At 63.0% G+C, this 21,766-nt stretch carries 21 protein-coding genes; 8 read left to right on the top strand and 13 right to left on the bottom strand.

What is annotated here, in order from left to right:
• Window positions 1–62: 62 nt before the first annotated feature.
• Window positions 63–1,463, bottom strand: a complete 1,401-nt coding sequence (gene argH / locus NKH43_RS26950; RefSeq protein ID WP_352860719.1) for an argininosuccinate lyase — start codon at window positions 1,461–1,463, stop codon at window positions 63–65.
• Between the two features lie 35 nt (window positions 1,464–1,498).
• Here argH and tlpA point away from each other — a divergent pair, with 35 nt between their 5' ends.
• Complete coding sequence (tlpA, locus tag NKH43_RS26955; protein WP_352483519.1) at window positions 1,499–2,182, top strand: thiol:disulfide interchange protein TlpA; 684 nt, start codon at window positions 1,499–1,501, stop codon at window positions 2,180–2,182.
• Window positions 2,183–2,184: 2 nt separating this feature from the next.
• Here tlpA and NKH43_RS26960 read toward each other — a convergent pair whose 3' ends face one another.
• Window positions 2,185–4,617: a bifunctional diguanylate cyclase/phosphodiesterase gene (locus NKH43_RS26960; RefSeq protein ID WP_352860720.1), complete on the bottom strand. Its 2,433-nt coding sequence runs from the start codon at window positions 4,615–4,617 to the stop codon at window positions 2,185–2,187.
• A 292-nt stretch (window positions 4,618–4,909) separates the two neighbouring features.
• On the opposite strand from NKH43_RS26960, the gene ugpB reads away from it, so the two are divergent.
• The 4 genes from ugpB (at window position 4,910) to ugpC (ending at window position 9,222) form a co-directional block, all read left to right on the top strand.
• Window positions 4,910–6,220, top strand: coding sequence for a sn-glycerol-3-phosphate ABC transporter substrate-binding protein UgpB (gene ugpB, locus NKH43_RS26965; protein ID WP_352860721.1), 1,311 nt, complete (start codon window positions 4,910–4,912; stop codon window positions 6,218–6,220).
• A gap of 185 nt (window positions 6,221–6,405) precedes the next feature.
• On the top strand, window positions 6,406–7,290 hold the full coding sequence (gene ugpA / locus NKH43_RS26970) for a sn-glycerol-3-phosphate ABC transporter permease UgpA (RefSeq protein WP_352860753.1): 885 nt from the start codon (window positions 6,406–6,408) through the stop codon (window positions 7,288–7,290).
• 8 nt (window positions 7,291–7,298) lie between these two features.
• Window positions 7,299–8,147 (top strand): sn-glycerol-3-phosphate ABC transporter permease UgpE, encoded by an 849-nt coding sequence (gene ugpE / locus NKH43_RS26975; protein ID WP_352860722.1) that lies wholly within the window; start codon window positions 7,299–7,301, stop codon window positions 8,145–8,147.
• A gap of 7 nt (window positions 8,148–8,154) precedes the next feature.
• Complete coding sequence (gene ugpC / locus NKH43_RS26980) at window positions 8,155–9,222, top strand: sn-glycerol-3-phosphate ABC transporter ATP-binding protein UgpC (RefSeq protein ID WP_352860723.1); 1,068 nt, start codon at window positions 8,155–8,157, stop codon at window positions 9,220–9,222.
• A gap of 22 nt (window positions 9,223–9,244) precedes the next feature.
• Here ugpC and NKH43_RS26985 read toward each other — a convergent pair whose 3' ends face one another.
• The 3 genes from NKH43_RS26985 to NKH43_RS26995 form a co-directional block, all read right to left on the bottom strand.
• Window positions 9,245–10,327, bottom strand: coding sequence for an ABC transporter ATP-binding protein (locus tag NKH43_RS26985; protein ID WP_352860724.1), 1,083 nt, complete (start codon window positions 10,325–10,327; stop codon window positions 9,245–9,247).
• The gene (locus NKH43_RS26990) at window positions 10,324–11,907 is read right to left on the bottom strand and encodes an ABC transporter permease (RefSeq protein WP_352860726.1); all 1,584 of its coding nucleotides are present in this window, start codon (window positions 11,905–11,907) and stop codon (window positions 10,324–10,326) included. The genes NKH43_RS26985 and NKH43_RS26990 overlap by 4 nt, the downstream gene beginning before the upstream one ends.
• A gap of 169 nt (window positions 11,908–12,076) precedes the next feature.
• Window positions 12,077–13,084 carry an iron ABC transporter substrate-binding protein gene (locus NKH43_RS26995; protein WP_352860727.1) on the bottom strand — a complete coding sequence of 336 codons (1,008 nt, stop codon included), beginning with the start codon at window positions 13,082–13,084 and terminating at the stop codon, window positions 12,077–12,079.
• A gap of 202 nt (window positions 13,085–13,286) precedes the next feature.
• Between NKH43_RS26995 and NKH43_RS27000 the strand changes: the two genes are divergently transcribed.
• Window positions 13,287–13,829, top strand: coding sequence for a sigma-70 family RNA polymerase sigma factor (locus NKH43_RS27000; protein ID WP_352860729.1), 543 nt, complete (start codon window positions 13,287–13,289; stop codon window positions 13,827–13,829).
• 1 nt (window position 13,830) lies between these two features.
• Window positions 13,831–14,469 carry an NrsF family protein gene (locus tag NKH43_RS27005; RefSeq protein ID WP_352847588.1) on the top strand — a complete coding sequence of 213 codons (639 nt, stop codon included), beginning with the start codon at window positions 13,831–13,833 and terminating at the stop codon, window positions 14,467–14,469.
• A gap of 9 nt (window positions 14,470–14,478) precedes the next feature.
• Here NKH43_RS27005 and NKH43_RS27010 read toward each other — a convergent pair whose 3' ends face one another.
• From NKH43_RS27010 to NKH43_RS27040, 7 genes are all read right to left on the bottom strand, one after another.
• The gene (locus NKH43_RS27010; protein WP_023721073.1) at window positions 14,479–15,357 is read right to left on the bottom strand and encodes a 3-hydroxybutyryl-CoA dehydrogenase; all 879 of its coding nucleotides are present in this window, start codon (window positions 15,355–15,357) and stop codon (window positions 14,479–14,481) included.
• A 114-nt stretch (window positions 15,358–15,471) separates the two neighbouring features.
• On the bottom strand, window positions 15,472–16,401 hold the full coding sequence (locus NKH43_RS27015) for an electron transfer flavoprotein subunit alpha/FixB family protein (RefSeq protein ID WP_352817710.1): 930 nt from the start codon (window positions 16,399–16,401) through the stop codon (window positions 15,472–15,474).
• A 21-nt stretch (window positions 16,402–16,422) separates the two neighbouring features.
• Complete coding sequence (locus NKH43_RS27020) at window positions 16,423–17,172, bottom strand: electron transfer flavoprotein subunit beta/FixA family protein (RefSeq protein ID WP_023677947.1); 750 nt, start codon at window positions 17,170–17,172, stop codon at window positions 16,423–16,425.
• A gap of 209 nt (window positions 17,173–17,381) precedes the next feature.
• On the bottom strand, window positions 17,382–18,185 hold the full coding sequence (locus tag NKH43_RS27025) for a rhomboid family intramembrane serine protease (RefSeq protein WP_352641379.1): 804 nt from the start codon (window positions 18,183–18,185) through the stop codon (window positions 17,382–17,384).
• 25 nt (window positions 18,186–18,210) lie between these two features.
• Complete coding sequence (locus NKH43_RS27030; RefSeq protein ID WP_352860731.1) at window positions 18,211–18,792, bottom strand: cob(I)yrinic acid a,c-diamide adenosyltransferase; 582 nt, start codon at window positions 18,790–18,792, stop codon at window positions 18,211–18,213.
• A 29-nt stretch (window positions 18,793–18,821) separates the two neighbouring features.
• Window positions 18,822–19,013, bottom strand: coding sequence for a twin transmembrane helix small protein (locus NKH43_RS27035; protein WP_023677950.1), 192 nt, complete (start codon window positions 19,011–19,013; stop codon window positions 18,822–18,824).
• A gap of 23 nt (window positions 19,014–19,036) precedes the next feature.
• Window positions 19,037–19,903, bottom strand: a complete 867-nt coding sequence (locus tag NKH43_RS27040) for an SDR family oxidoreductase (RefSeq protein ID WP_352860733.1) — start codon at window positions 19,901–19,903, stop codon at window positions 19,037–19,039.
• 57 nt (window positions 19,904–19,960) lie between these two features.
• Here NKH43_RS27040 and NKH43_RS27045 point away from each other — a divergent pair, with 57 nt between their 5' ends.
• Window positions 19,961–20,815 (top strand): YihY/virulence factor BrkB family protein, encoded by an 855-nt coding sequence (locus NKH43_RS27045; protein WP_031194564.1) that lies wholly within the window; start codon window positions 19,961–19,963, stop codon window positions 20,813–20,815.
• Here the strand turns inward: NKH43_RS27045 and NKH43_RS27050 are convergent.
• Window positions 20,782–21,672, bottom strand: coding sequence for a DMT family transporter (locus tag NKH43_RS27050; protein ID WP_352860735.1), 891 nt, complete (start codon window positions 21,670–21,672; stop codon window positions 20,782–20,784). The two genes, NKH43_RS27045 and NKH43_RS27050, sit on opposite strands and share 34 nt — an antisense overlap.
• Between the last annotated feature and the right edge of the window lie 94 nt (window positions 21,673–21,766).

Consider the following 21,766-nt stretch of genomic DNA (forward strand, 5'->3'; position numbering starts at 1 on the left):
CCGTCCGAAACTGTTGCCCGCAGCGCTTCTAGCCGAGTTTTGCGGCCATTGCACCCCGCGTCTTACGCCTTGGCGAGCCGCTTTTTCCAGTAGCGGATCTGCTTGCGCACCTCGGACGGCGCGGTGCCGCCGAAGCTTGTGCGGCTCTTTACAGAATTCTGCACGGCCAGAACCGAAAACACGTCTGCGCTGATACCGAGGTGAATGGACTGCAAATCCTGCAGCGAAAGCCTGTCGAGCCCGACCTTCTTGTCCTCGGCCAGCGCCACCGCCCGGCCAGTGATATGGTGCGCCTCGCGGAACGGCAGGCCGAGCGTGCGTACCAGCCAGTCGGCGAGGTCGGTCGCAGTCGAATAGCCGGCGCCCGCCGCCTTTTTCATCGCGGCAGTGTTCACCGTCATGTCGCGCATCATGCCGGTCATCGCCGCCAGCATCAGGTCGAGCGTCTCTGCCGCGTCGAAGACGGATTCCTTGTCTTCCTGCATGTCCTTGCCATAGGTCAGCGGCATGCCCTTCATTACCGTCAGCAGGCCGACCAGATGGCCGGTGACACGGCCGGTCTTGCCGCGCACCAGTTCGGCGGCGTCGGGGTTCTTCTTCTGCGGCATGATCGACGAACCCGTCGAGAAGCTATCCGACAGCCTGACGAAACCGAATTGCGGCGTCGACCAGATGATGATCTCTTCGGCCAGCCGCGACAGATGTGTCGCGCAGATCGCCGCCAGCCCCAAGAATTCCAGCGCGAAATCGCGGTCCGAAACGCTGTCGAGCGAATTGCGCATCGGTTCGCGAAAACCAAGCGCCGTTGCCGTCTGGTGCCGGTCGATCGGAAAGCTGGTGCCGGCGAGGGCGGCCGCACCGAGCGGGCTTTCGTCCATCCGCTCGATCGCGTCGCGGGCGCGCGACAGGTCGCGCGCAAACATCTCGACATAGGCCATGCAGTGGTGGCCGAAGGTCACCGGCTGCGCCGCTTGCATGTGGGTGAAGCCCGGCATCACCGTTGCCGCATGCTCCTCGGCCCGGGCGAGGAACGCTGTGATCAGGCCTTTCAGCGCCTCGGCGACACGAAAGCACTCGTCTTTGACCCAGAGCCTGAGGTCGACCGCCACCTGGTCGTTGCGCGAGCGGGCAGTGTGCAGGCGGCCGGCGGCGGGGCCGATCAAATCGGCGAGGCGGGCCTCGACATTCATGTGGATGTCTTCCAGCCTGGTCGAGAACTCGAATGTGCCGGCCCCGATCTCTGCCAGGATCGTGTTCAGCCCGTGACTGATTTTTTCTTGATCGGCCGCCGAAATAATGCCCGTTTGCGCCAGCATCTCGCTATGGGCGATCGAGCCGCGAATGTCCTGGGCATAGAGTTTGCGGTCGAACGAGATCGACGCGTTGATCGCTTCCATGATTGCGGCCGGACCCGAGGCAAAACGTCCGCCCCACATCTGGTTGCTGGCCTTCTTGTCGCTCATCGCTATAACCCGTGCTCCGGAGCAGTTTTTGAAAAATGGCAGACGGCAATAGATTTTTCCCGGCTTTGCGTCTCATCCTCGCCGCTTTGGTTGCGGGCGTGCTGGCCGGCGCGGTCGCGGTATATGTCAGGGAAAGCGGTTCTGGCAACAACGCGCCCGCGCAAGTGGCCGCCGGCGGCGGCAAGGACGACGTCGCCTGCGCCGCCAGGACCGACCATGCCAAGAAGATCGCCGCGGCCGCTACCGGTCAAGTCGCCGCGCTTTTGCCGGCGGATCCGCCGCAATCGCTGAAAAGCCTCGCCTTCAACGGCCCCGACGGCAAGCCGACGACGATCGCCGATCATGCCGGCAAGACGGTGCTGCTCAATCTGTGGGCAACATGGTGCGCACCTTGCCGCGCCGAAATGCCGGCGCTCGATGCACTGCAGAAGGAGATGGGCAGCGACGCGTTTCAGGTTGTTGCAGTCAACGTCGATGCCGGCGACGATACCAAGCCGAAGAAGTTCCTCGAGGACACCGGCGTCAAGGCGCTCGGCTATTATCGCGATGCCACCATGGCGCTGTTCAACGACGTCAAGACGCGCGGCCTGGCGCTCGGTCTGCCGGTCACCATGCTGATCGATGGGCAAGGCTGCCTGATCGCCCATATGAACGGCCCGGCCGAATGGTCGGGGCCGGATGCCAAGCGTCTGGTCGAGGCAGCGCTTCAGCCGGGATAGGCTCAGACCGTGCGCAGGCGCGGCTTGAGCACGGCGATGCTTGCGCCGCGCCGGCTGGCGGTGCGGACTGCCGGAGCCGTGACGCCCGTCAACTCGCCGAATGTCTCGATCGGAGCCGGTTTGCCGAGGTAATAGCCTTGCCCGATCTCGCAAGCCTCGGCGTCAAGGAACTGCAATTCGCCCGGCGTCTCGATGCCCTCCGCCAGGACCGGCAGGCCGAGACCGCGTCCAAGCCCCAGCACGGCGCGGACGATCGCCGCGAACTGGCCGTTCTTGTCGACCGATTTGATGAACGACCCGTCGATCTTGATCTTGTCGAAGGGAAAGGCGCTAAGGTTGGACAGCGAAGAATAGCCGGTGCCAAAATCGTCCATCGCCACATGCACGCCAAGCGCCTTGACCTGCCTCAAGGTTGCCAATGCGCGGGGCATGTCCTTCACCAGGGCCGTTTCGGTGATCTCCAGTTCGAGCCTGCCGGGTGCGAGGCCGGATCTCGACAGTGCGTCGTGCACCTTGCGGCTGAAGTTCGGATTGTGAAGCTGCACGGCGGAGACGTTGACGGCGACCATCAGCGGATTCGTCCAGCGAACAGCATCGTTACAAGCCGTCATCAGCACCCAGTCGCCGATCTGCGCGATGGCGCCACTGTCCTCGGCCACGGGGACGAAAACGGCCGGGGAAATGTCGCCCCGCTCCGGATGCTGCCAACGGACCAGGGCTTCGAAGCCGATCATCTTGCCGCTGCGGATTTCCTTCTGCGGCTGGTAGACGAGGTGGAACTCCTTGCGGGCGATCGCCTGGCGCAGTTCATGCTCCATCACGCGCTTGTCGCGGGCCGCGGTGCCCATGGCTATCTCGAAAAAACGATAGGTGTCCCTGCCCTCGGTCTTGGCGCGATGGAGTGCCGTGTCGGCATGGCCGATCAGGCCGGCCTGATCTTCGGCATCCAGCGGAAAGAAGGCGATGCCGATGCTGGCCGAAACAAGGCCGGAGCCGACTGAAACCCTGTTTTCCTCCCGGATCGCCGCCAGCAAGTCCTCGGCTATGCGGCCTGCGGCCAGGGGGTCGGGGAGGTTCGGAGCTAAGACGGCAAACTCGTCGCCGCCGAGACGCGCGAGCATCTGTCCGTGGCGCGGAATGCCGGAAATGCAGTGCGCCAGCTTCTGCAGCATGGCGTCACCGGCGCTGTGGCCGTAGAGGTCGTTGACTTGCTTGAATCGGTCGAGGTCAAGCAGCAGGAGCGCCAGATATCCATCCTTGCTGCCACGCTCCATCGAAGCGATTTCTGCTTCGAGCCGGGAAGAAAAGCTCCGCCGATTGGCAAGCCCGGTAAGTGGATCGAAATGCGCGAGACGGAGGATCTCTTCTTCCGCCTTCTTGCGCTCACGGATGTCGCGAACGGCAAGCACCGTATGAGGCCTGCCGCAGTAGGCGATCTTCCTGGCGATCAGCTCGACAGGAATTCTCGTGCCGTCGCTGCCCCTCAATTTCGTTTCTTGTGCCTGTTCGCCGAAGCCGGATACATCGGCTGCGCTCTGTCCATCGAACAGCTCGCCGAGTTGCATCGTGTTCAGGGTGGCTGTCGCCGTGCCCGTCAGTTTCGCCATGCTGTCATTGGCGCTGACTATGCGTGTGCCATCGCAAACGATCAGCCCTTCGACCGCGGCATTGGCGAGATCGTGCATGCGATCGGCCTCGAGCCTCTGCCGGCGAAAGCGCAGGTCGATCCACAGCGCGGCGCCTGACAGCACAAGGATTACCAGGCTGGCGACCGCTGCGGCAAAGGCCTGGGAAATGGGCTCGATGGAATGTTCGGATATTTCAATCGAGGAATCCGGAATGATCGACACCGCGCCCATCGCGATGAAATGCAAGCTGCAAATCGCCAGCGTCAAAAGCGCGGCGCCGCCAAGTGTTGCGAGCGCGGACGGGCGGCGCAAGACGACAAGGAGCGCCATTGCCGCGAGCGTCCCGCCGGCCAGAAGCGATATCGCGACAAGGAGCAGGTTCCATACGATCCGGCCCTCGACCTCGAACGCCGCCATGCCGATGTAGTGCATCGTCGCGATGGCACCACCGAGAATGGCACCGCCGACGAGGAAATGGTCGATGCCGCGGCGCAAGGTGGCAACCCACATCCCAAGCGCGGTCAGGATGACGGCGGCGGCAAGCGAAAAGGCGGATAATCCCGGATTATATGCGTTTGGTATTCCCGGCGTAAACGCAGTCATGGCGATGAAATGCGTCGCCCATATGCCGAACCCGGTCGAAGTTGCGGCGATCATTAGCCAGACAAGCCGGTTTCGGTTGGTCGATCGGCCGACGTGCTTAAGGAGATTTACTGCAGAGAAGCAAGAAATGCCGCAGACGAGGGCGGCAAGTGCGACCAGTCTCAGGTCGTGCTGACTTACAATACAATTATAGACCGTCAGCATCCTGGGTTCACTCGGTCTGCCAAATAACAGGGGAGGTGTGACTGATTAGCTCTTGGAGATTTTAACGAATGGTTAACCCGCGGGCCATGAGGCGGGCCTTTTCGGGGAAAACCGATGCGCTCCGCCGAGAAGGCGGTGATGTAGTTCCTGGCGACGCTTTCGGTAGCGAGCGCACTTTAGCCGGAAGCGATGTTCATTGACCCGCAACAAAACCGTTGTCCGATTGTCATCAGCGCCACATATTGGCTTTGCGAGAGTGCCCCTTTCGCCAATGACAAACGGGAGATGAAACATGAAGTTCTTCGGCTTCGCGGCCGGTGTTGCCGCCACCTTGACCCTGCTTTCCACCACCTCCGCCTTCGCCGTCACGCAGATCAGCTGGTGGCACGCCATGACCGGCGCCAACGCCGAGGTCGTCGCCAAGATCTCCAAGGATTTCAACGCCAGCCAGAGCGACTATGAGCTCGTTCCGGTGTTCAAGGGCACCTATCCGGAGACGCTGAATGCCGGCATCGCCGCTTTCCGCGCCGGCCAGGCGCCCGATATCCTCCAGGTGTTCGACGTCGGCACCGGCGTGATGATGGCGGCCGAGGGTGCGATCAAGCCGGCGGCCGATGTGCTGACCAGTGCCGGGATGACCTTTGACAAGAGCCAGTATCTGCCCGGCATCGTCGGCTATTATTCGAAGCCGGACGGCACCATGCTGTCGTTCCCTTACAACTCCTCGTCGCCGATCCTCTACTACAACAAGGACATTTTCCAGAAGGCGGGCCTCGACGTGAACAGCCCGCCCCAGACCTGGAACGAGGTGTGGGAAGCTGCCAGGAAGATCAAGACGAGCGGCGCCGCCCCTTGCGGCTATACCTCGACCTGGCTGACCTGGATCCATCTGGAGAATTTCGCGGCGTGGAATGACGTGCCTTGGGCCACTCAGCAGAACGGCCTGGCCGGCGGCGATGTCGAACTCAAGATCAATGCGCCGATTTTCGTCAACCACTTCCAGGCACTCGCGGACCTAGCCAAGGACGGCACGTTCAAGTATGGCGGGCGCACCTCCGAAGCCAAGCAGATATTCCTCGCTGGCGAATGCGGCATCTTCACCGAATCGTCGGGCGGCCTCGGCGATATCGTCAAGTCCGGCATGAACTATGGCATCGGCCAGCTTCCTTACGATAGCGACGCCAAGGGCGCACCACAGAACACCACGCCGGGCGGTGCCAGCCTGTGGGTGTTCGGCAACAAGTCGGACGAGGAATATAAGGGTGTTGCCGCCTTCTTTGCCTATCTGTCCAAGACCGATGTGCAGAAATATCTGCACCAGAAGTCGGGATACCTGCCTGTGACGCTCGCCGCGTATGAGGCGACCAAGAAATCAGGCTTCTATGACAAAAACCCCGGCCGCGAGACACCCATCCTGCAGATGACGGGCAAGGCGCCGACCGACAACTCGAAGGGCGTGCGCCTGCCGAATCTGCCGCAGGTGCGTGATATCCAGAATGAGGAGTTGGAGAAGCTGCTGGCCGGCCAGCAAACCGCCCAGCAGGCGCTCGACAATGCGGTCACACGCGGCAACGCCGCGATCAAGGAAGCGCTGGAGAACTGACGAGATTATCTCGGTTAAAGCGCGTCGCGTTTGAATGGCCACATGCGACGCGCTTTAAGCTCTTGTTCTTATGCATGTCGTTATCCCAAAATCGCTGCGCACTTTTGGGCGACATGCATTAGTCGGTTGGAATATCGCCCACGCGAGCTCGCGTGGGCGATACCTGGATAGCGAGGGAAATCAGCCTGTCTCCACGCGTCGTATTTCCCAACAAGATCCTGCCGTACCTGCTGGTGGCGCCACAACTCGCCATCACCCTGGTTTTCTTCTACTGGCCGGCCGGTCAGGCGCTTTACCAGTCGATGCTCAGACAAGACCCGTTCGGGCTAAAGAGCAGGTTTGTCTGGTTTGCCAATTTCCGGAAGGTGCTGGCCGATCCGGCCTACCTCAACTCGATCAAGGTCACCGTGGTGTTCTCGCTTGCGACCGCGATCGTTGCCATGGTTGTGGCCCTGCTGCTCGCGGTCATGGCCGAGAAGGCCGTGCGCGGCAAAGGCCTCTACCGCACACTGTTGATATGGCCTTATGCCGTCGCGCCGGCGATTGCCGGCATGCTGTGGCTTTTCTTGTTCAATCCTTCGATCGGCTCGTTGGCCTATTTGCTGAGAAGCCTCGGCATCGCATGGGACCCGCTGCTCAACGGCACCCACGCCATGATCCTGCTGGTGTCGGCGGCTGCCTGGAAGCAGATCAGTTACAATTTCCTGTTCTTCGTCGCCGGCCTGCAGGCGGTGCCGAAAACGCTGATCGAGGCGGCGGCCATGGATGGCGCCGGCGAGACCAAGCGCTTCTGGACCGTCGTCTTCCCGCTGCTTGCGCCGACAACCTTTTTCCTGCTGGTCGTCAACACCGTCTATGCCCTGTTCGACACGTTCGGCATCGTTCATGCCGTCACCGGGGGCGGCCCGGGCAAGACGACCGAGACGCTGGTCTACAAGGTCTACAATGACGGCTTCGTCAATCTGATCCTGGGTGACTCGGCGGCGCAGTCGGTCATCCTGATGGCCATCGTCATCGCCCTGACAGCTATCCAGTTCCGCTATGTGGAACGCAAAGTCCATTACGGCTGAGGGCAGCGATGATCGGCCAATCCCCGCTCCGCACCGTCATCGCCCATGCCGTGCTTATCCTTGGCATATTGATCGTGGTTTTTCCGATCTACTACACCTTCGTTGCCTCGACGCACACGCTGCAAACGATCCTCAGGCCGCCGCTGCCGCTGTTGCCCGGCGACCAGCTATGGAACAATTACAGCGAGGCGCTGTTCGGCGGCATCGGTCGTATCGGCGGTGTCAGCGTGGGCAGACTGCTCCTCAACACCACGATCATGGCGCTCGGCGTCGCGGTGGGAAAGATCTTCATCTCGATCCTGTCGGCCTACGCGATCGTGTTCTTCCGCTTTCCGCTGCGCATGACCTTCTTCTGGCTGATCTTCATCACCTTGATGCTTCCGGTCGAGGTGCGCATTCTGCCGACCTACAAGGTGATGGTCGATCTCGGCATGATCGACACCTATGCCGGCCTGATTATCCCGCTGATCGCCTCGGCCACCGCAACGCTGCTGTTTCGCCAGTTCTTCATGACCATCCCGGGCGAACTGGTCGAGGCGGCGCGTGTCGACGGTGCCGGTCCATGGCGCTTCTTTTTCGATATTCTGGTACCGCTGTCGCAGACAAACATCGCCGCGCTGTTCGTGATCCTCTTCATCTACGGCTGGACGCAGTATCTTTGGCCGCTGCTCGTCACCAACAGCAACGACATGAACACCATCGTCATCGCGCTGCGAAAGATGGTTTCCTTCGCCGATGCCGACACCCAATGGCACCTGGTCATGGTCACCGCGATGCTGGCCATCGTGCCGCCGATCCTGGTCGTGGTGCTGATGCAACGCTGGTTCGTGCGCGGCCTGGTCGAATCCGAAAAGTGAGAAGCCGATGGCGACCGTCGATCTGAAGGATGTCAAGAAGATCTATCCCGGCGGCGTCGAGGCCGTGAAGGGCGTTTCCATCGCCATTCCCGACAAGGAGCTTTGCGTGCTGGTCGGCCCGTCCGGCTGCGGCAAGTCCACGCTGCTGAGGATGATCGCCGGGCTCGAGACGATTTCGGTCGGTACAGTCGCCATCGACGGCAAGGTGGTCAACGCCATTGGCCCGACCGAGCGCGACATCGCCATGGTGTTCCAGAACTACGCGCTCTATCCGCATATGAAGGTCTACGACAACATGGCCTATGGTCTGCGCAACCGCGGCACGCCGAAGGACGAGATAGACAGCAGGGTGCGCTCGACCGCCAAGGTGCTGGGGCTTTCGGGGCTGCTCGACCGGCGCCCGCGCGAGCTTTCCGGCGGTCAGCGCCAGCGTGTCGCCATGGGCCGCGCCATCGTGCGCAACCCGAAAGTCTTCCTGTTCGACGAACCGCTGTCCAACCTCGATGCGAAATTGCGCGGGCAGATGCGCGTCGAGATCAAGAATTTGCAGCGCTCGCTTGGCGTCACCTCGGTTTATGTCACCCACGACCAACTTGAGGCGATGACGCTGGCCGACATCCTTGTCGTCATGAACTCCGGCCTGGTCGAGCAGATCGGCGCGCCGCTCGACGTGTACGAGAAGCCGGCCTCGACCTTCGTTGCTTCCTTCATCGGCGCGCCGCCGATGAATCTGCTGGCCCTCACGGGGGCCTCTCCAGGCTCGGTACTGACGGACGGGACGGTGATTGGCTCGGCGCCTGGACAAAGCAAGGCGGTGACACTCGGCTTTCGTCCGGAGGATGCCGATATCACCTTCACGGCAGAGGCGCCGGCCGGCGCGCTCGCGTTGCCGGCGACAGTGGAAGCAGTCGAGCCGGTCGGTGCCGAAAGCTTTCTCCACTGCGCGGCAGCCGGCAGCCGTATCGTCGTGCGCGTCTCAGGCCGCGCCAGCGCCAAGCCAGGCGACAAATTGCGCGTCGTGGCCAGGTCTGAAAAGCTGCACTGGTTCGATCATGCCGGTAAACGGGTCGATTGAGGTCGGCCTTGCGCAAAACCGTTCAGGCAAACACATGCGCCTTGCCCGACACGGTCAGCCGGACGATCTCGCCGATCGCCGGCGCGTCCATTCCCGGCTTGCGCAGGATCAACGGCGTGTTGCCGATGGCGGCGGCATCGGGCGGATCGGGGCTGTTCAAGAGACGCACCGCGATCGTGCACATCGAGCCGGCGAATTCGGATTCCGTCACCTCGCCGAACAGCATGTCCGGCGTGCCGGACATGCCTTCACGCGATGTCCGTTTCAGCAGCACCTGCTCCGGCCGTAGCATGATGCGCGCGACGTCGCGCCGCTCCGTGCTGTCGACGGCAATGCGGCCGAGCGGCGAGGTGGCAACGCCATCGGCGATCCTGGCCGGCAGGACGATGGCGTCACCGAGGAACTCGGCGATCATCCGGTCCTTCGGCTTGAAATAGAGCTCGCGCGGCGTGCCGACCTGCGAGAATTTGCCGTCGCGCATCACCGCGACCTGGCTGGCGAATGACAGCGCCTCGGCCTGATCATGGGTGACCAGGATGGTGGTGATGCCGGCCGTTTCGAGGAGCTCGGCCACGGCCTTGCGCATTGAGGCGCGCAAGCCGGTGTCGAGCGCCGAGAACGGCTCGTCGAGCAGCATCAGCCGCGGCTTCATGGCCATGGCGCGGGCGAGCGCGACGCGCTGCTGCTGGCCGCCGGAGAGTTCGTGCGGGCGGCGCTTCAGGATCCCTTTGTCCAGCCCGACGACATAGGCGAGCTCGGCGATGCGATCGCTCCGCTTTTCCTCGTGACGGCCCATGCCGAACCCGATATTGGCGGCGATGCTCAGATGCGGGAACAGAGCGCCGTCCTGCGCCACCAGCCCGATGCCGCGGCGATGCGCCGGCACGGCCGTGTCGCCATCGGCCAGCACCTCGCCATCGAGCACGATGCGGCCCTGGTCGGGCGCCTCGAAGCCGGCGATCAGCCGCAGCAAGGTGGTCTTGCCACAACCGGATGGCCCGACGATCGCCGTACGGCTGCCGCTGGCCACGCTGAGGTCGACGCCGGCAAGTGCTGCCACGGGGCCGTAGTGCTTGTGGATGCCGCTCAGCTCGAGAAAGCTCATCGCCCGGCCATCCGCTTCGACTGGACGTAGAGCAGCCAGGTCAAAGGCAGCGACATCGCCACCATGATCAAGGCATAAGGCGCCGCCGACGCATAGTCGATCTCGCCGCTATAGGACCAGAACGCCATGGCCAGCGTGCGGGTGCCGTTGGGCGCCAGCATCTGGGTTGCGGTCAACTCGTTCATGATGCCGAGCGCGACCAATGCCATGCCGGCCGCGGCGCCCGGCGCCGACAGGCGGATCGTCGTCGACCACAGTGCCTTGAGGGGCGACCGGCCGAGGTTGGAGGCGGCGCGTTCGAGCTCGACCGGCGCCTGTGCGATTGACGCCCTGAGGCTTATCAGGGCGCGCGGCAGGAACATCAGCGCATAGGCGACCAGGATCGTGAACAAGGTCTGGTAGAGCGGCATGGCGATACGCACGGTGATGGTGACCAGCGCCAGCGCGATGACGACGCCGGGCAACGCGCCGACGATATAGTTGCAGCCTTCCAGGACGCGTTGCAGCCGCCCCGGCGCGCGGATCGAAATCCACGCCATCGGCATTGCCGCGACGGTGGCGAGCAGCGCGCCTGCAATCGCCAGGAACAGTGTCTGACCAAGCGCCAGGCCGATCTCGTCGAGCCGCCAGATATCGGCGCCGCCGGCCATGAGCCAGCGACCGATAGTGACGAACGGCACCCCGAGCGCCAGCAGCGTGGTAACAGCGGGCAGCAGCAGGCAAGGAATGGTGGCGCGCCCAAGGCTCGTGCGCTGCTGGTGGCGCGCAGCACCCGAGCCGACGCGGGCATAGCGCTCCTCGCCGCGCACCAGCACCTCCAGCCCGAGCAGCACGAAGCAGCAGGTCACCAGTACGCCGGCCAGCATGTTGGCGGCGGGACCGTTGAAGGTCGACTGAAACTGGTCGACGATCGCGGTGGTGAATGTATCGAAGCGGATGAACACGTAGAGCCCGTATTCGGCCAGGAGATGCAGGCCGACCAGCAGGGAGCCACCGCAAATGGCGAGCCGGAGCTGCGGCAGCACGACACGCCTGAACACGCGCCACGGGCCGAGACCAAGGGCTGCCGCTGCATCTTCGAGAGCGGGATCGAGCCGGCGCAATGCCGCCGCCACCGGCAGATAAAGGAAGGGGAAATAGGCGATGACGGACACAAGCACGCCGGCCCACAGGCCGTGCAGTCTGGGCACCATGGTGATCCAGGCGTAACTGTGGACGAAGGCGGGAATGGCGAGCGGCGCCACCGACAGCCAGGCCCATAAGCGGGCACCCGGCAGATCGCTGCGCTCCGTCAGCCAAGCCAGCGCCACCGACAGCACGATCGAGATCGGCACCGCCAGCACCACCAGCAGGCTGGTGTTGACCAGAAGCTCGCCGACGCGCGGCCTGAACACCAGCGCCGCCACCGTTTCCCAGCCGGTCTGCACCGCCACCCAGACGATGAAGGCAAGCGGCAGCAGCGCGAAAAGCGAGACAAAGACGGCAGCCAACGCAATCCATGAGACCGACCAACGACGTGCCCGCACGCCCGTGGTGTCGGCCGGCAAGCCTGAAGGTGCGAGATCGATCGCAGACTGCATCAGATCAGACGTTGCGCCGGGTCCGCCCGGAGGCGGAAACGATCGGCGGCCGACAATGTGGCGAGCAGCTTGTGGTCATGGGCAAATGCCATTTTGAAAACAGAGCGCTCCCGCGGAAAGCGAATTCCCACAGGAGCGCAGTCGGTTGCCCTTTTAGGACGAACGCCGACTAAAGCAAGCCGGCCGCCGTCATCAGGTCGGTCACCTTTTTCGAGTTCAGCGCCGTCGGGTCGACTTTCGGCGCCTGCAGATCGGCCAGCGGCACCAGCTTCGGATTGGACTCGGCGCCCTTGCCGACTGCGTATTCGAACGAATCGCCGGTTTTCAGCACGTCCTGGCCGCCCTTGCCGGTGACCCATTTCAGGAAAGCCTGGGCTTCCTTCGGGTGCTTGCTCGAGGCCAGCACACCGCCGCCGGAAACCGAGACGAAAGCGCCGGGGTCCTCGTGCTTGAAATAGTGCAACTCGACATTCTTGCTGTTCTCGCCGGTCTTGGCCTGATCGCCGTAGTAGTAGTAGTGATAGATCACGCCGCCTTCGACCTCGCCGGCATTGACCGCCTTCATCACCGTGCTGTTGCCCTTGTAGGCGGTAAAATTCTCTTTCATCGCCTTCAGCCAGTCGGCCGTGGCAGTCTCACCCTTGAGCTGCAGCAAGGCGCTGACGATCGCCTGGAAATCGGCGCCGGAGGGCGAAGCGGCCCAACGGCCCTTCCAGCTCGGATCGGCGAGATCGAGCAGCGATTTGGGCAGCTGGTCGGCGGTCAGCTTGGTCTTGTTGTAGGCAAAGACGGTGCTGCGCGCGGCAACGCCGACCCATTTGCCGCTCACCGGCTGGTACTCCTGCGGAACCTGGGCCAGCGTCTCGGCGTTGACCGGCGCGAACAGGCCGGCTGTCTCGACCAGCACCATGGCCGGTGAGTTTTCCGTCAGGAACACATCAGCTGGCGAAGAGGACCCCTCAGCAACGATCTGATTGGAGAAATCGCTGTCGCCGCCGTTCCGGACGGTGACCTTGATGCCGGTTTCCTTGGTGAATCCTTCCGCCCAGGCCTTGGTCAGGTTTTCGTGCTGGGCGTTGTAGACGACGATGCCCTCGTCCTCGGCTAACGCCGGGCCGGCGATCAGGCTGATTGCAAGTGCTGTCGCACCGGCAAGGGCGGAAAGAGCATATTTCATGGCATCGTCCTCGATTTCGATGGTCTTTGGCTTGGTATGCTGCACCTATCAATACATGACTAGCGCAGTCAACATTGCTCGGCCGCTCAATCGCTCAAAAGGAGCAAACTTTCGTGATGCCCAGCTAATTTGCCTTGGACATTATTTCGCCGGCCACGTAACAAACCAGCGCCGAGACGCGAATATCGGGGAGTGAACTCTTGTGAGCGGCAAGGACGAAGCCGAGCTTTCCCGGCTGCTGCGGGCCGCAATCGCCGGAGACGAAAGGGCCTATGCCGACTTTCTGCACCGGATCGCCGCCCTCGTTCGTGGCTTTGCCCGGCGCAAGATCGTGCAGGGCGGGGTCGATCCCGAGGACGTCGTGCAGGAAACCTTGCTGGCCATTCATGTGAAACGACATACCTGGCGCCATGATGCGCCGGTGCTGCCTTGGGTTTATGCAATAGCCCGCTTCAAGCTGATCGATGCGTTCCGGCGGCGCGGCCGGCGGATCGAGATCGAGATCGACGAAATCGCCGAGACCTTTGCCGAGCCGGAATCGGAGGCGATCAGCGAGCGCGACGTCAACCGGGCACTCGACTGCCTGTCGCCGGCGCAGCGTTCGGTCGTCTCGGCCGTGTCGGTCGAAGGCTGTTCGATCGGCGAGACGGCGGCGAAATTCGGCATCAGCGAGACGGCTGTGCGGGTGTCACTACACCGCGGGCTTGCCGCCATTGCCAAACGGTTCGGGGCGGGGCGGGAATAGCATGAGGACCGAAGATCTTATCAAGGCGCTCGATGCCGATGTCCGCAGCAAGGCGCTGCCGCTGGGCGCCGCCTGGTTGCTTGCAACCGGCGCGGCCATCGTGATCGCGGCCGCGGTTTTCTGGCTGACGATCGGCCCACGTCCCGACATCGCATTTGCCATGCACACGATGCGGTTCCTGTCCAAATTCGTCTTCACGATTGCTCTAGCCGTCAGCGCCTTTGCCCTCGTCCGCGCGCTGTCGACGCCCGGTGCATCGACAGGGCGGGCGGCGAGCTGGATGATCGCCGCGCCGCTGCTGGTGATTATGGCCGTGATTCTCGAACTCCTCGTCGTGCCTGCGTCCGACTGGGGCACGCGCCTGGTCGGCACGAACATGGTCATCTGCCTGACCTTCATTCCGTTGATCGGCATCGGCCCGCTTGCCGTCTTTCTCGCGGTGCTGCGCCATGGCGCGCCAACAAGGCCGGTGCTTGCCGGTGCGACCGCGGGCCTGCTTGCCGGCGGGCTGGCGGCGACCTTCTATGCAGCGCATTGCTTCGACGATTCGCCGCTTTTCGTCGGCACCTGGTATACGATCGCGATCGCCGGCCTTGCCGCGCTCGGGGCGGTCGGCGGACGGCTTTTCGTGCGCTGGTAGCGATGGCGATCAGCGCGTCGGAACGGGATGCTCGCCGCGATAGTCGTAGAAGCCGCGCCCGGTCTTGCGGCCGAGCCAACCGGCCTCGACATATTTGACCAGCAGCGGGCAGGGGCGGTATTTCGAATCCGACAGGCCGTCATGCAGCACCTGCATGATCGACAAGCAGGTATCCAGCCCGATGAAGTCGGCAAGCTGCAGCGGCCCCATCGGATGGTTGGCGCCGAGCTTCATGGCGGTATCGATGGCGTCGACCGAGCCGACACCTTCATAGAGCGTGTAGATCGCCTCGTTGATCATCGGCAGCAGGATGCGGTTGACGATGAAGGCCGGGAAATCCTCCGAGACGGTGATCGTCTTGTCGAGCTGCTTCACATAGGTTTTTGCTGCCTCGAAGGTCTGGTCCTCGGTGGCGATGCCGCGCACCAGCTCGACCAGCTTCATCACCGGAACCGGGTTCATGAAATGTATGCCGATGAAGCGTTCCGGGCGGTCGGTCTGCGAAGCCAGCCGGGTGATCGAGATCGACGAGGTGTTCGTCGCCAGGATGGCCTCGGGGTTGAGCTGCGGGCAGAGCTGAGCATAGATCTTGCGTTTGACTGTCTCGTCTTCGGTCGCCGCTTCGATCACCAGATCGGCGCCCGCAAGGTCGGCCATGGCCGGCGCCGCGGAAATGCGCGCCATCGCCTCGTTGCGCAGCTTTTCCTCAAGTTTGCCGGAGCCGACCTGACGGGCCATGTTGCCGCTGACCGTAGCAATGCCCTTTTCGATGCGGTCGGGCGAAATGTCGTAAACCAGCACCTTGTAGCCCGCCAGCGCCGATACATGGGCGATGCCGCCACCCATCTGGCCCGCGCCGATGATGCCGATCGTCTCGATCTTGCTCATTACCCGATCCCGTCAAGGCCTTTGCGGCCTGCTTTTTGTGCAGTGCAAACTAAAAGGGCGGGGCGACTTCGTCTACCCCACCCCGCAGAATTTAATACGCTTTGGCAGAGGGCGTCAAAGCGCCTTTTGCAGTTCCGGCAGAATGACGAAGAGGTCGCCGACGAGGCCGTAGTCGGCGACCTGGAAGATCGGCGCTTCCTCGTCCTTGTTGATGGCGACGATGACCTTTGAATCCTTCATGCCGGCAAGGTGCTGGATGGCGCCGGAGATGCCGACGGCAATATAGAGATCGGGCGCCACCACCTTGCCGGTCTGGCCGACCTGCCAGTCGTTCGGCGCATAGCCGGCATCGACCGCGGCGCGAGATGCGCCGACAGCCGCACCGAGCTTGTCTGCGACCGGCAGGATGACCTCCTGGAACTTCTCGGAGGAGCCCAGCGCACGGCCGCCCGAAATGATGATCCTGGCCGAGGTCAGCTCCGGACGGTCGGTCTCGGACAGCTTGTTTTCGACAAAAATCGACAGGCCGGGATTGGCTGCCGCCTGAACCGTCTCGACCGGCGCGGAACCGCCCTCGGGTGCTGCCTGAAAGGAAGCAGTGCGCACGGTGATGACCTTCTTGGCGTCGCTCGACTGCACGGTCTGGATGGCGTTGCCGGCATAGATCGGTCGCTTGAAGGTGTCGGGCGACACGACTTCGATGATTTCCGATATCTGGGCGACATCGAGCAGGGCCGCGACGCGCGGCGAGACGTTCTTGCCCGACGAGGTCGCCGGCGCAATGATCGTGTCGTATGGCTCAGCAAGCGAAATGACGAGCGCCGCCAGCGGTTCGGCGAGACGCTCGGTCAGTTCGTCGGCGTCGGCGAGCAGCACCTTGGTGACGCCCTTGAGCTTGGCGGCGGCGTCCGCTGCCGGCTTGGCGCCCTTGCCGGCAACCAGCACATGCACGTCCGAACCGATCTGCAGCGCCGCCGAAAGCGCCTTGGCAGTCTGGTCGGAAAGCGCCGCGTTGTCGTGTTCGGCAATCAGAAGAATTGTCATTTTTGTTGTCCCTTCCTGGCCTTACAGCACGCCGGCTTCGTTTTTCAGCTTGTCCACCAGTTCGGCGACGCTCTTGACCTTGACGCCCGCCTTGCGGCCGCCCGGCTCCTCGGTCTTGATCACTTTCAGCCGCGGCTTGACGTCGGCGCCGTAGTCGGCAGGGCTCTTCTCGTCGAGCGGCTTCTTCTTGGCCTTCATGATGTTCGGCAGCGACGCATAGCGTGGCTGGTTCAGCCGCAAATCGGCCGTGACGATTGCCGGCATCTTCAGTTCCAGCGTCTGCAGGCCGCCATCGACCTCGCGCGTCACCGTGGCCTTGTCACCGTCGAGCACGATCTTGGAGGCGAAGGTGCCCTGCGCCCAGCCGAGAAGTGCGGCCAGCATCTGGCCGGTCTGGTTGGAATCGTCGTCGATCGCCTGCTTGCCGAGAATGACCAGGCCGGGCTGTTCTGCCTCTACGACCCCCTTCAGCACCTTGGCGACGCCCAGCGGCTCAGTCTGCTCGTCGGTCTTGACCAGGATGGCGCGGTCGGCGCCCATGGCGAGCGCCGTGCGCAAGGTCTCCTGTGCCTGCTGCGGCCCGATCGACACGACGATGATCTCTTCGGCCTTGCCCGCTTCCTTCAGCCGGATCGCCTCTTCCACCGCGATCTCGTCGAACGGGTTCATCGCCATCTTGACGTTGGCGAGTTCCACCGCCGAACCGTCCGCCTTCACCCGGACCTTGACGTTTGCATCCACAACCCGCTTCACGGGCACAAGGATCTTCATTTGCCTGTCACCTCTTTCACGATAGTCTCTTCACGCTCGTCGGGCGCGCTATAGCAGCGTGCACCTCTTCAGAGTTGTCGAAAGCCGACATTCCGGACGGAATTCTGGTCTTCGCCACGCCAGTAGGTTGGCGCTTCCGTAGTTGCGGCGACCCCGCCCGTCAATATCCCGGGTGCACTCGGATCCTCGGCGAAAGCACTCAAATCGGTTCAGTCCGGACCGGAAACGCTTCCCCGGCCCCAGCGCGGCGCCGGCTGCGCAGGTTGTGGGTCGCTTGGCGCCGGCTCCACGGCTACGGGCACCGGACCGGCGACCACGGCCGGCTCCTCGTCTGCGCCGGCGAGTAGCGGCACGCCGCGGCTGCGCAAGACAAGCACCAGCACGGCTCCGGCGATGATGCCGCCGATGTGGCAGGCCCAGGAGACCTGGTCCTCGCCACCCTGGGCAAACATGAAGATCTGGAACAGGATCCACAGGATGAGCGGGATGAAGGCCGGGATGCGCAACGGGATGCGGGCGAAGACCAGCACCCATACCTTCACACGCGGATAAAGGATCAGATAGGCGGCGACGACGCCGGCGATGGCGCCCGACGCGCCGATCAGCGGCACTTCCGAATCCCAGGCCACCAAGCCCTGGAAGAAAGCGCCGGCAATGGCGCAAAGCAGGTAGAAGACGAGATAGCGGACATGGCCGAGCGCATCCTCGACATTGTCGCCGAACACCCACAGGAACAGCATGTTGCCGCCGAGGTGGAAGATATCCGCGTGCAGGAAGGAATAGGTCAGATAGCTCAGGCTCTCCGGAATGACGACAAATTGCGGAGCGAGCTCGACGCTGTCATGCACAACCGACGGGATGAAGCCGAGGCCCAATACCGCGGCGTTGGCGAAGTCCTCGCCGCCAAGTGTTGTTACAAAATAGATCAACACATTGAGCGCGATCAGGCTGATCGTCACATATTGCAGCTTGATGTGCCGCAGCCGGTTGGTGTCGTAGAGCGGAATGAACATCGGGCCTCTCCCGCTTCCGGCGGATTCAGCGGTTCTTGCCGGGAATCCATAGCACGTCGGCATTTCCATTGTCATTGACCGCGCGTGCGGCGACGAACAGAAAGTCCGAGACCCGGTTGATGTATCTTATCGCCTCGCGATTGACGTGCTCGTCTGGATCTTGCGACAGCGCCACCATGATGCGCTCGGCGCGGCGGGCCACCGTGCGGGCGAGGTGAAGGGCGGCGGCGGCCGGCGTACCGCCGTTGAGTACGAAGGATTTTAGCGGCTCAAGGTCCTTGTTGAGGAGGTCGATGTCCTGTTCGATGCGCTCGGTCTGCGAGGCGATGATGCGCAGCGGCTCGTAGTCGAGCGGCTTGCCATTATCGGGGACTGCCAGATCGGTGCCGAGATCGAAAAGATCGTTCTGGATGCGGCCGAGCATCGCATCGATCGCCGGATTTACCGCCGCTGTATGGATGCGAGCCATGCCGATGCAGGCATTTGCCTCGTCGACCGTGCCGTAGGCGTCGATGCGAAGGTCGGATTTCAGCCGCCGCTCACCAGAGCCGAGGCCGGTGGTGCCATCGTCGCCGGTGCGCGTGTAGATCTTGTTGAGCTTGACCACGGGTTACCTCCCGGCTGCTGGCTGGTGCGTCACTTACGGGTGAAATACACCGCCAGCATGATCAGCACCAAGGCCACGAACTGCAACAGCACGCGCGTCTGCATCAGCTTGTTGGAGGTCATGCTGGAGCCGCCGCGCATCATGTTGATGAGGCCGCGGATCAGCACGATCACCACGGCGACCATGACGAGAACAGCGAGGATGTTGAAGACGGTTGCCATGGTGTGTTCCAGTTGGATTGCGTTCAGGCGCGTTTGGCGAGCAGACGATAGAGTACCGAAGACGGCAGGATGCGTTTAAGGATCGCGCCGATCCTGGCCGGCACAGTTACCACATAATGGGGGCGCGGGCGCCGCGACAGAAGCGCATGGCGCAAGGCGGCATAAACCACCTCCGGCCCGGGCTTCAGCCGCGATGTGCTGCCGCCGGCCCGCAGCCGTTTGAGTTGCACAGCATAGGCGAGGCGATGGACTGAGTTCTCGTGATCGATGTTCGCAAGGAACCAGGGGAGGCTGTTGCTGGCGATCTTCGATTTCACCGCCCCCGGCTCGATCAGCGAAACATGGATGCCGCTGCCGAGGAGTTCTTGATAAAGGGACAGCATCAGCCCCTCGACGGCGTGCTTCGATGCCGAGTAAGCGCCACGGAAAGGCAGCGGCGCGAGGCCGAGGATCGATGAGCAATGAACGAGACGACCATGGCCCTGGCGGCGCATCACCGGTACGACACGGCGAGTGAGATCGTGCCAGCCAAAGACATTGGCCTCGAACTGCTGCCGCAAAGCTTCGACCGGCAGGTCCTCGACGGCACCGGGCTGCCCGTAGGCGCCGTTGTTGAAAAGGGCATCGAGCCGGCCGCCGGTCCGCTCCAGCACCGACGCCACCAGCGCCTCGATCGATCCGGGCTCGGTGTAGTCCAGATAAAAGGCCTCGATGCCGTCGGCCTCGAGCGTAGCGACATCTTCCGGCTTTCGGGCCGTTGCGAACACCCGCCAGCCTTCCTTCTTAAGAGCATGGGCGCAATAGGCGCCTATTCCGGAAGAGGCACCGGTGACAATGATGGTGCGCAACTCTTCTTCGGGAGGAATGGTGGTTTGACCGAGGGTTGTCATTTACCGCAAACCCTTCCCATATTCGCGGCGTCGGGACAATCGAAGGGAACGCGGTTCTTGTTGCGGAAGATCGTAGCCCTCAAACGCGTGCTCTACGACGCGCTCGGCCATTTCAACACCGACGACGGCTGGGCAATGGCCAGCCATCTGGCGATCACCGCGCTGATGGCGCTTTTTCCTTTCCTGATCTTCGCCACGACGCTGGCGAGTTTTTTCGGCGCGCAGGCTTTCGCAGACACCGCCGTGCACCTTGTGTTCGACACATGGCCCGAGCAGATCGCCAAACCGATCGCGCGCGAAGTGCTCAACGTACTTACCGTCAGGCGCAGCGACCTGTTGACCTACGGTATCGTGCTTGCCGGATACTTCGCCTCGAACGGCATCGAGGCGCTGCGCACCTCGCTCAACCGCGCCTATCGTGTCTCAGAAACGCGCGGCATCATCTACCGGCGGGTGCAGAGCATCATCTTCGTGCTGATCGCGACGGCCGGGTTTTTGGCGATCAGCGTGCTGCTGGTCTTTGCGCCATTGCTGGCGCGGCTGGCCGAATCTCATCTTGAATGGATAAAACCCTATATGGGCACGATCACCCTCTGGCGTTACGTCATCGCCTCGGTCGTCATCATCGGCGGCCTGTTCGCCGTGCATTTCTGGTTGCCGGCCGGCAAGCGCCGGTTCGTTTCGATCGTGCCTGGCATCATCTTCACGCTGGTCGGCTGGCTCATCGGGTCGACCATCTTCGCCGCCTATCTCGACCATTTCTCGTCCTATGTGACGACCTATGCCGGCCTCGCCTCGATCATGATCGCCGTTGTCTTCCTCTACATCGTCTCGGCGATCTTCATCCTCGGCGGCGAGCTCAACGCCGCGATCAGCCGCTATTTGGAGGCGCGCGCCCGCGTCGGTGGCTGAGCCGTCGCCAGCCCGACGCCGAGCGTCGCGATCGCCATGCCGGCGATCTGGAGCGGGCTCAATTGCTCGCCGAACAATGCCCAGGCGATGACCGCGGTGACGGCCGGCACGAGGTAAAACAGCGAGGCGACCTTCGACATCTCGCCGTCGCGGATCATCACCATCAACAGGAAGATGGCGCCGATCGACAGCACCAGCACGAGCCAGGCCATGGCGAAGATCAATTCGCCATTGACGATCACCGTCCGGGTCTCGAAGGCAAGCGAGGCCAGAGCCATCACCGATGCGCCGCCGACATATTGCCAGAACGTGGCAGCCACCAGATCGCCGCCGGAGGCGAAACGCTTCTGCCAGATCGTGCCGGCGCTCATGCCGAGTACGGAGACCAGCGAGGCGCCCAATGTTTCGGCGGTCACGCCGCCGCCGAGCGCGCCGAGCTTCGGCCAGAGCACGATTACCACGCCGATCAACCCGAGGCCGAGACCGGCCCAGTGGCGCGGCAGGATGGCCTCGCCCAGAAGCCGGCCGGCGAGCACTGCCGTGATCAGCGGCTGCAGGCCGACGATCAGGGCTGAAAGCCCTGCGGGCATGCCCCGGTGGATGGCCCAGAACACGCCGCCGAGATAGACCCCATGCATCAGGATGCCGGCGCCGGCCGCGTGCAGCGCCTCGTCGCGGGTGGCGCGGCTCGAACCAAGCGCGGCCATCAACGCGACAAGCAGGATTGCGGCCAGGACAAAGCGCGCAGCCAGGAAAGTAAAAGGCTCCGCCCACGGCATGGCATAGCGCGCGCCGATGAAGCCGGTCGCCCACAGGACGACGAAAGAGGCGGGGATGAACCGCTTGAGGCTGTGCATTTTCCGGACGCCGCGGTGAATTCGGGTGAGGGATCGACTGCGGCGATTGCTTAATGCCGTTCGGGCCGGCAAGCAAAACCAAACGGTTGATCCA

The sequence above is a fragment of the Mesorhizobium sp. M1163 genome (assembly GCF_040318415.1).
GTDB lineage: Bacteria > Pseudomonadota > Alphaproteobacteria > Rhizobiales > Rhizobiaceae > Mesorhizobium.

Bases quoted from the DNA above. Each gene is read 5' to 3' on its own strand.
- NKH43_RS26995 (WP_352860727.1), bottom strand. From the start codon at position 13,084: ATGAAATATGCTCTTTCCGCCCTTGCCGGTGCGACAGCACTTGCAATC.
- NKH43_RS27020 (WP_023677947.1), bottom strand. From the start codon at position 17,172: ATGAAGATCCTTGTGCCCGTGAAGCGGGTTGTGGATGCAAACGTCAAG.
- NKH43_RS27010 (WP_023721073.1), bottom strand. From the start codon at position 15,357: ATGAGCAAGATCGAGACGATCGGCATCATCGGCGCGGGCCAGATGGGT.
- ugpC (WP_352860723.1), top strand. From the start codon at position 8,155: ATGGCGACCGTCGATCTGAAGGATGTCAAGAAGATCTATCCCGGCGGC.
- NKH43_RS27035 (WP_023677950.1), bottom strand. From the start codon at position 19,013: ATGGCAACCGTCTTCAACATCCTCGCTGTTCTCGTCATGGTCGCCGTG.
- NKH43_RS26985 (WP_352860724.1), bottom strand. From the start codon at position 10,327: ATGAGCTTTCTCGAGCTGAGCGGCATCCACAAGCACTACGGCCCCGTG.
- ugpE (WP_352860722.1), top strand. From the start codon at position 7,299: ATGATCGGCCAATCCCCGCTCCGCACCGTCATCGCCCATGCCGTGCTT.
- NKH43_RS27015 (WP_352817710.1), bottom strand. From the start codon at position 16,401: ATGACAATTCTTCTGATTGCCGAACACGACAACGCGGCGCTTTCCGAC.
- NKH43_RS27050 (WP_352860735.1), bottom strand. From the start codon at position 21,672: ATGCACAGCCTCAAGCGGTTCATCCCCGCCTCTTTCGTCGTCCTGTGG.
- ugpB (WP_352860721.1), top strand. From the start codon at position 4,910: ATGAAGTTCTTCGGCTTCGCGGCCGGTGTTGCCGCCACCTTGACCCTG.
- NKH43_RS26960 (WP_352860720.1), bottom strand. From the start codon at position 4,617: ATGCTGACGGTCTATAATTGTATTGTAAGTCAGCACGACCTGAGACTG.
- NKH43_RS26990 (WP_352860726.1), bottom strand. From the start codon at position 11,907: ATGCAGTCTGCGATCGATCTCGCACCTTCAGGCTTGCCGGCCGACACC.
- tlpA (WP_352483519.1), top strand. From the start codon at position 1,499: ATGGCAGACGGCAATAGATTTTTCCCGGCTTTGCGTCTCATCCTCGCC.
- NKH43_RS27025 (WP_352641379.1), bottom strand. From the start codon at position 18,185: ATGTTCATTCCGCTCTACGACACCAACCGGCTGCGGCACATCAAGCTG.
- NKH43_RS27005 (WP_352847588.1), top strand. From the start codon at position 13,831: ATGAGGACCGAAGATCTTATCAAGGCGCTCGATGCCGATGTCCGCAGC.
- argH (WP_352860719.1), bottom strand. From the start codon at position 1,463: ATGAGCGACAAGAAGGCCAGCAACCAGATGTGGGGCGGACGTTTTGCC.
- NKH43_RS27040 (WP_352860733.1), bottom strand. From the start codon at position 19,903: ATGACAACCCTCGGTCAAACCACCATTCCTCCCGAAGAAGAGTTGCGC.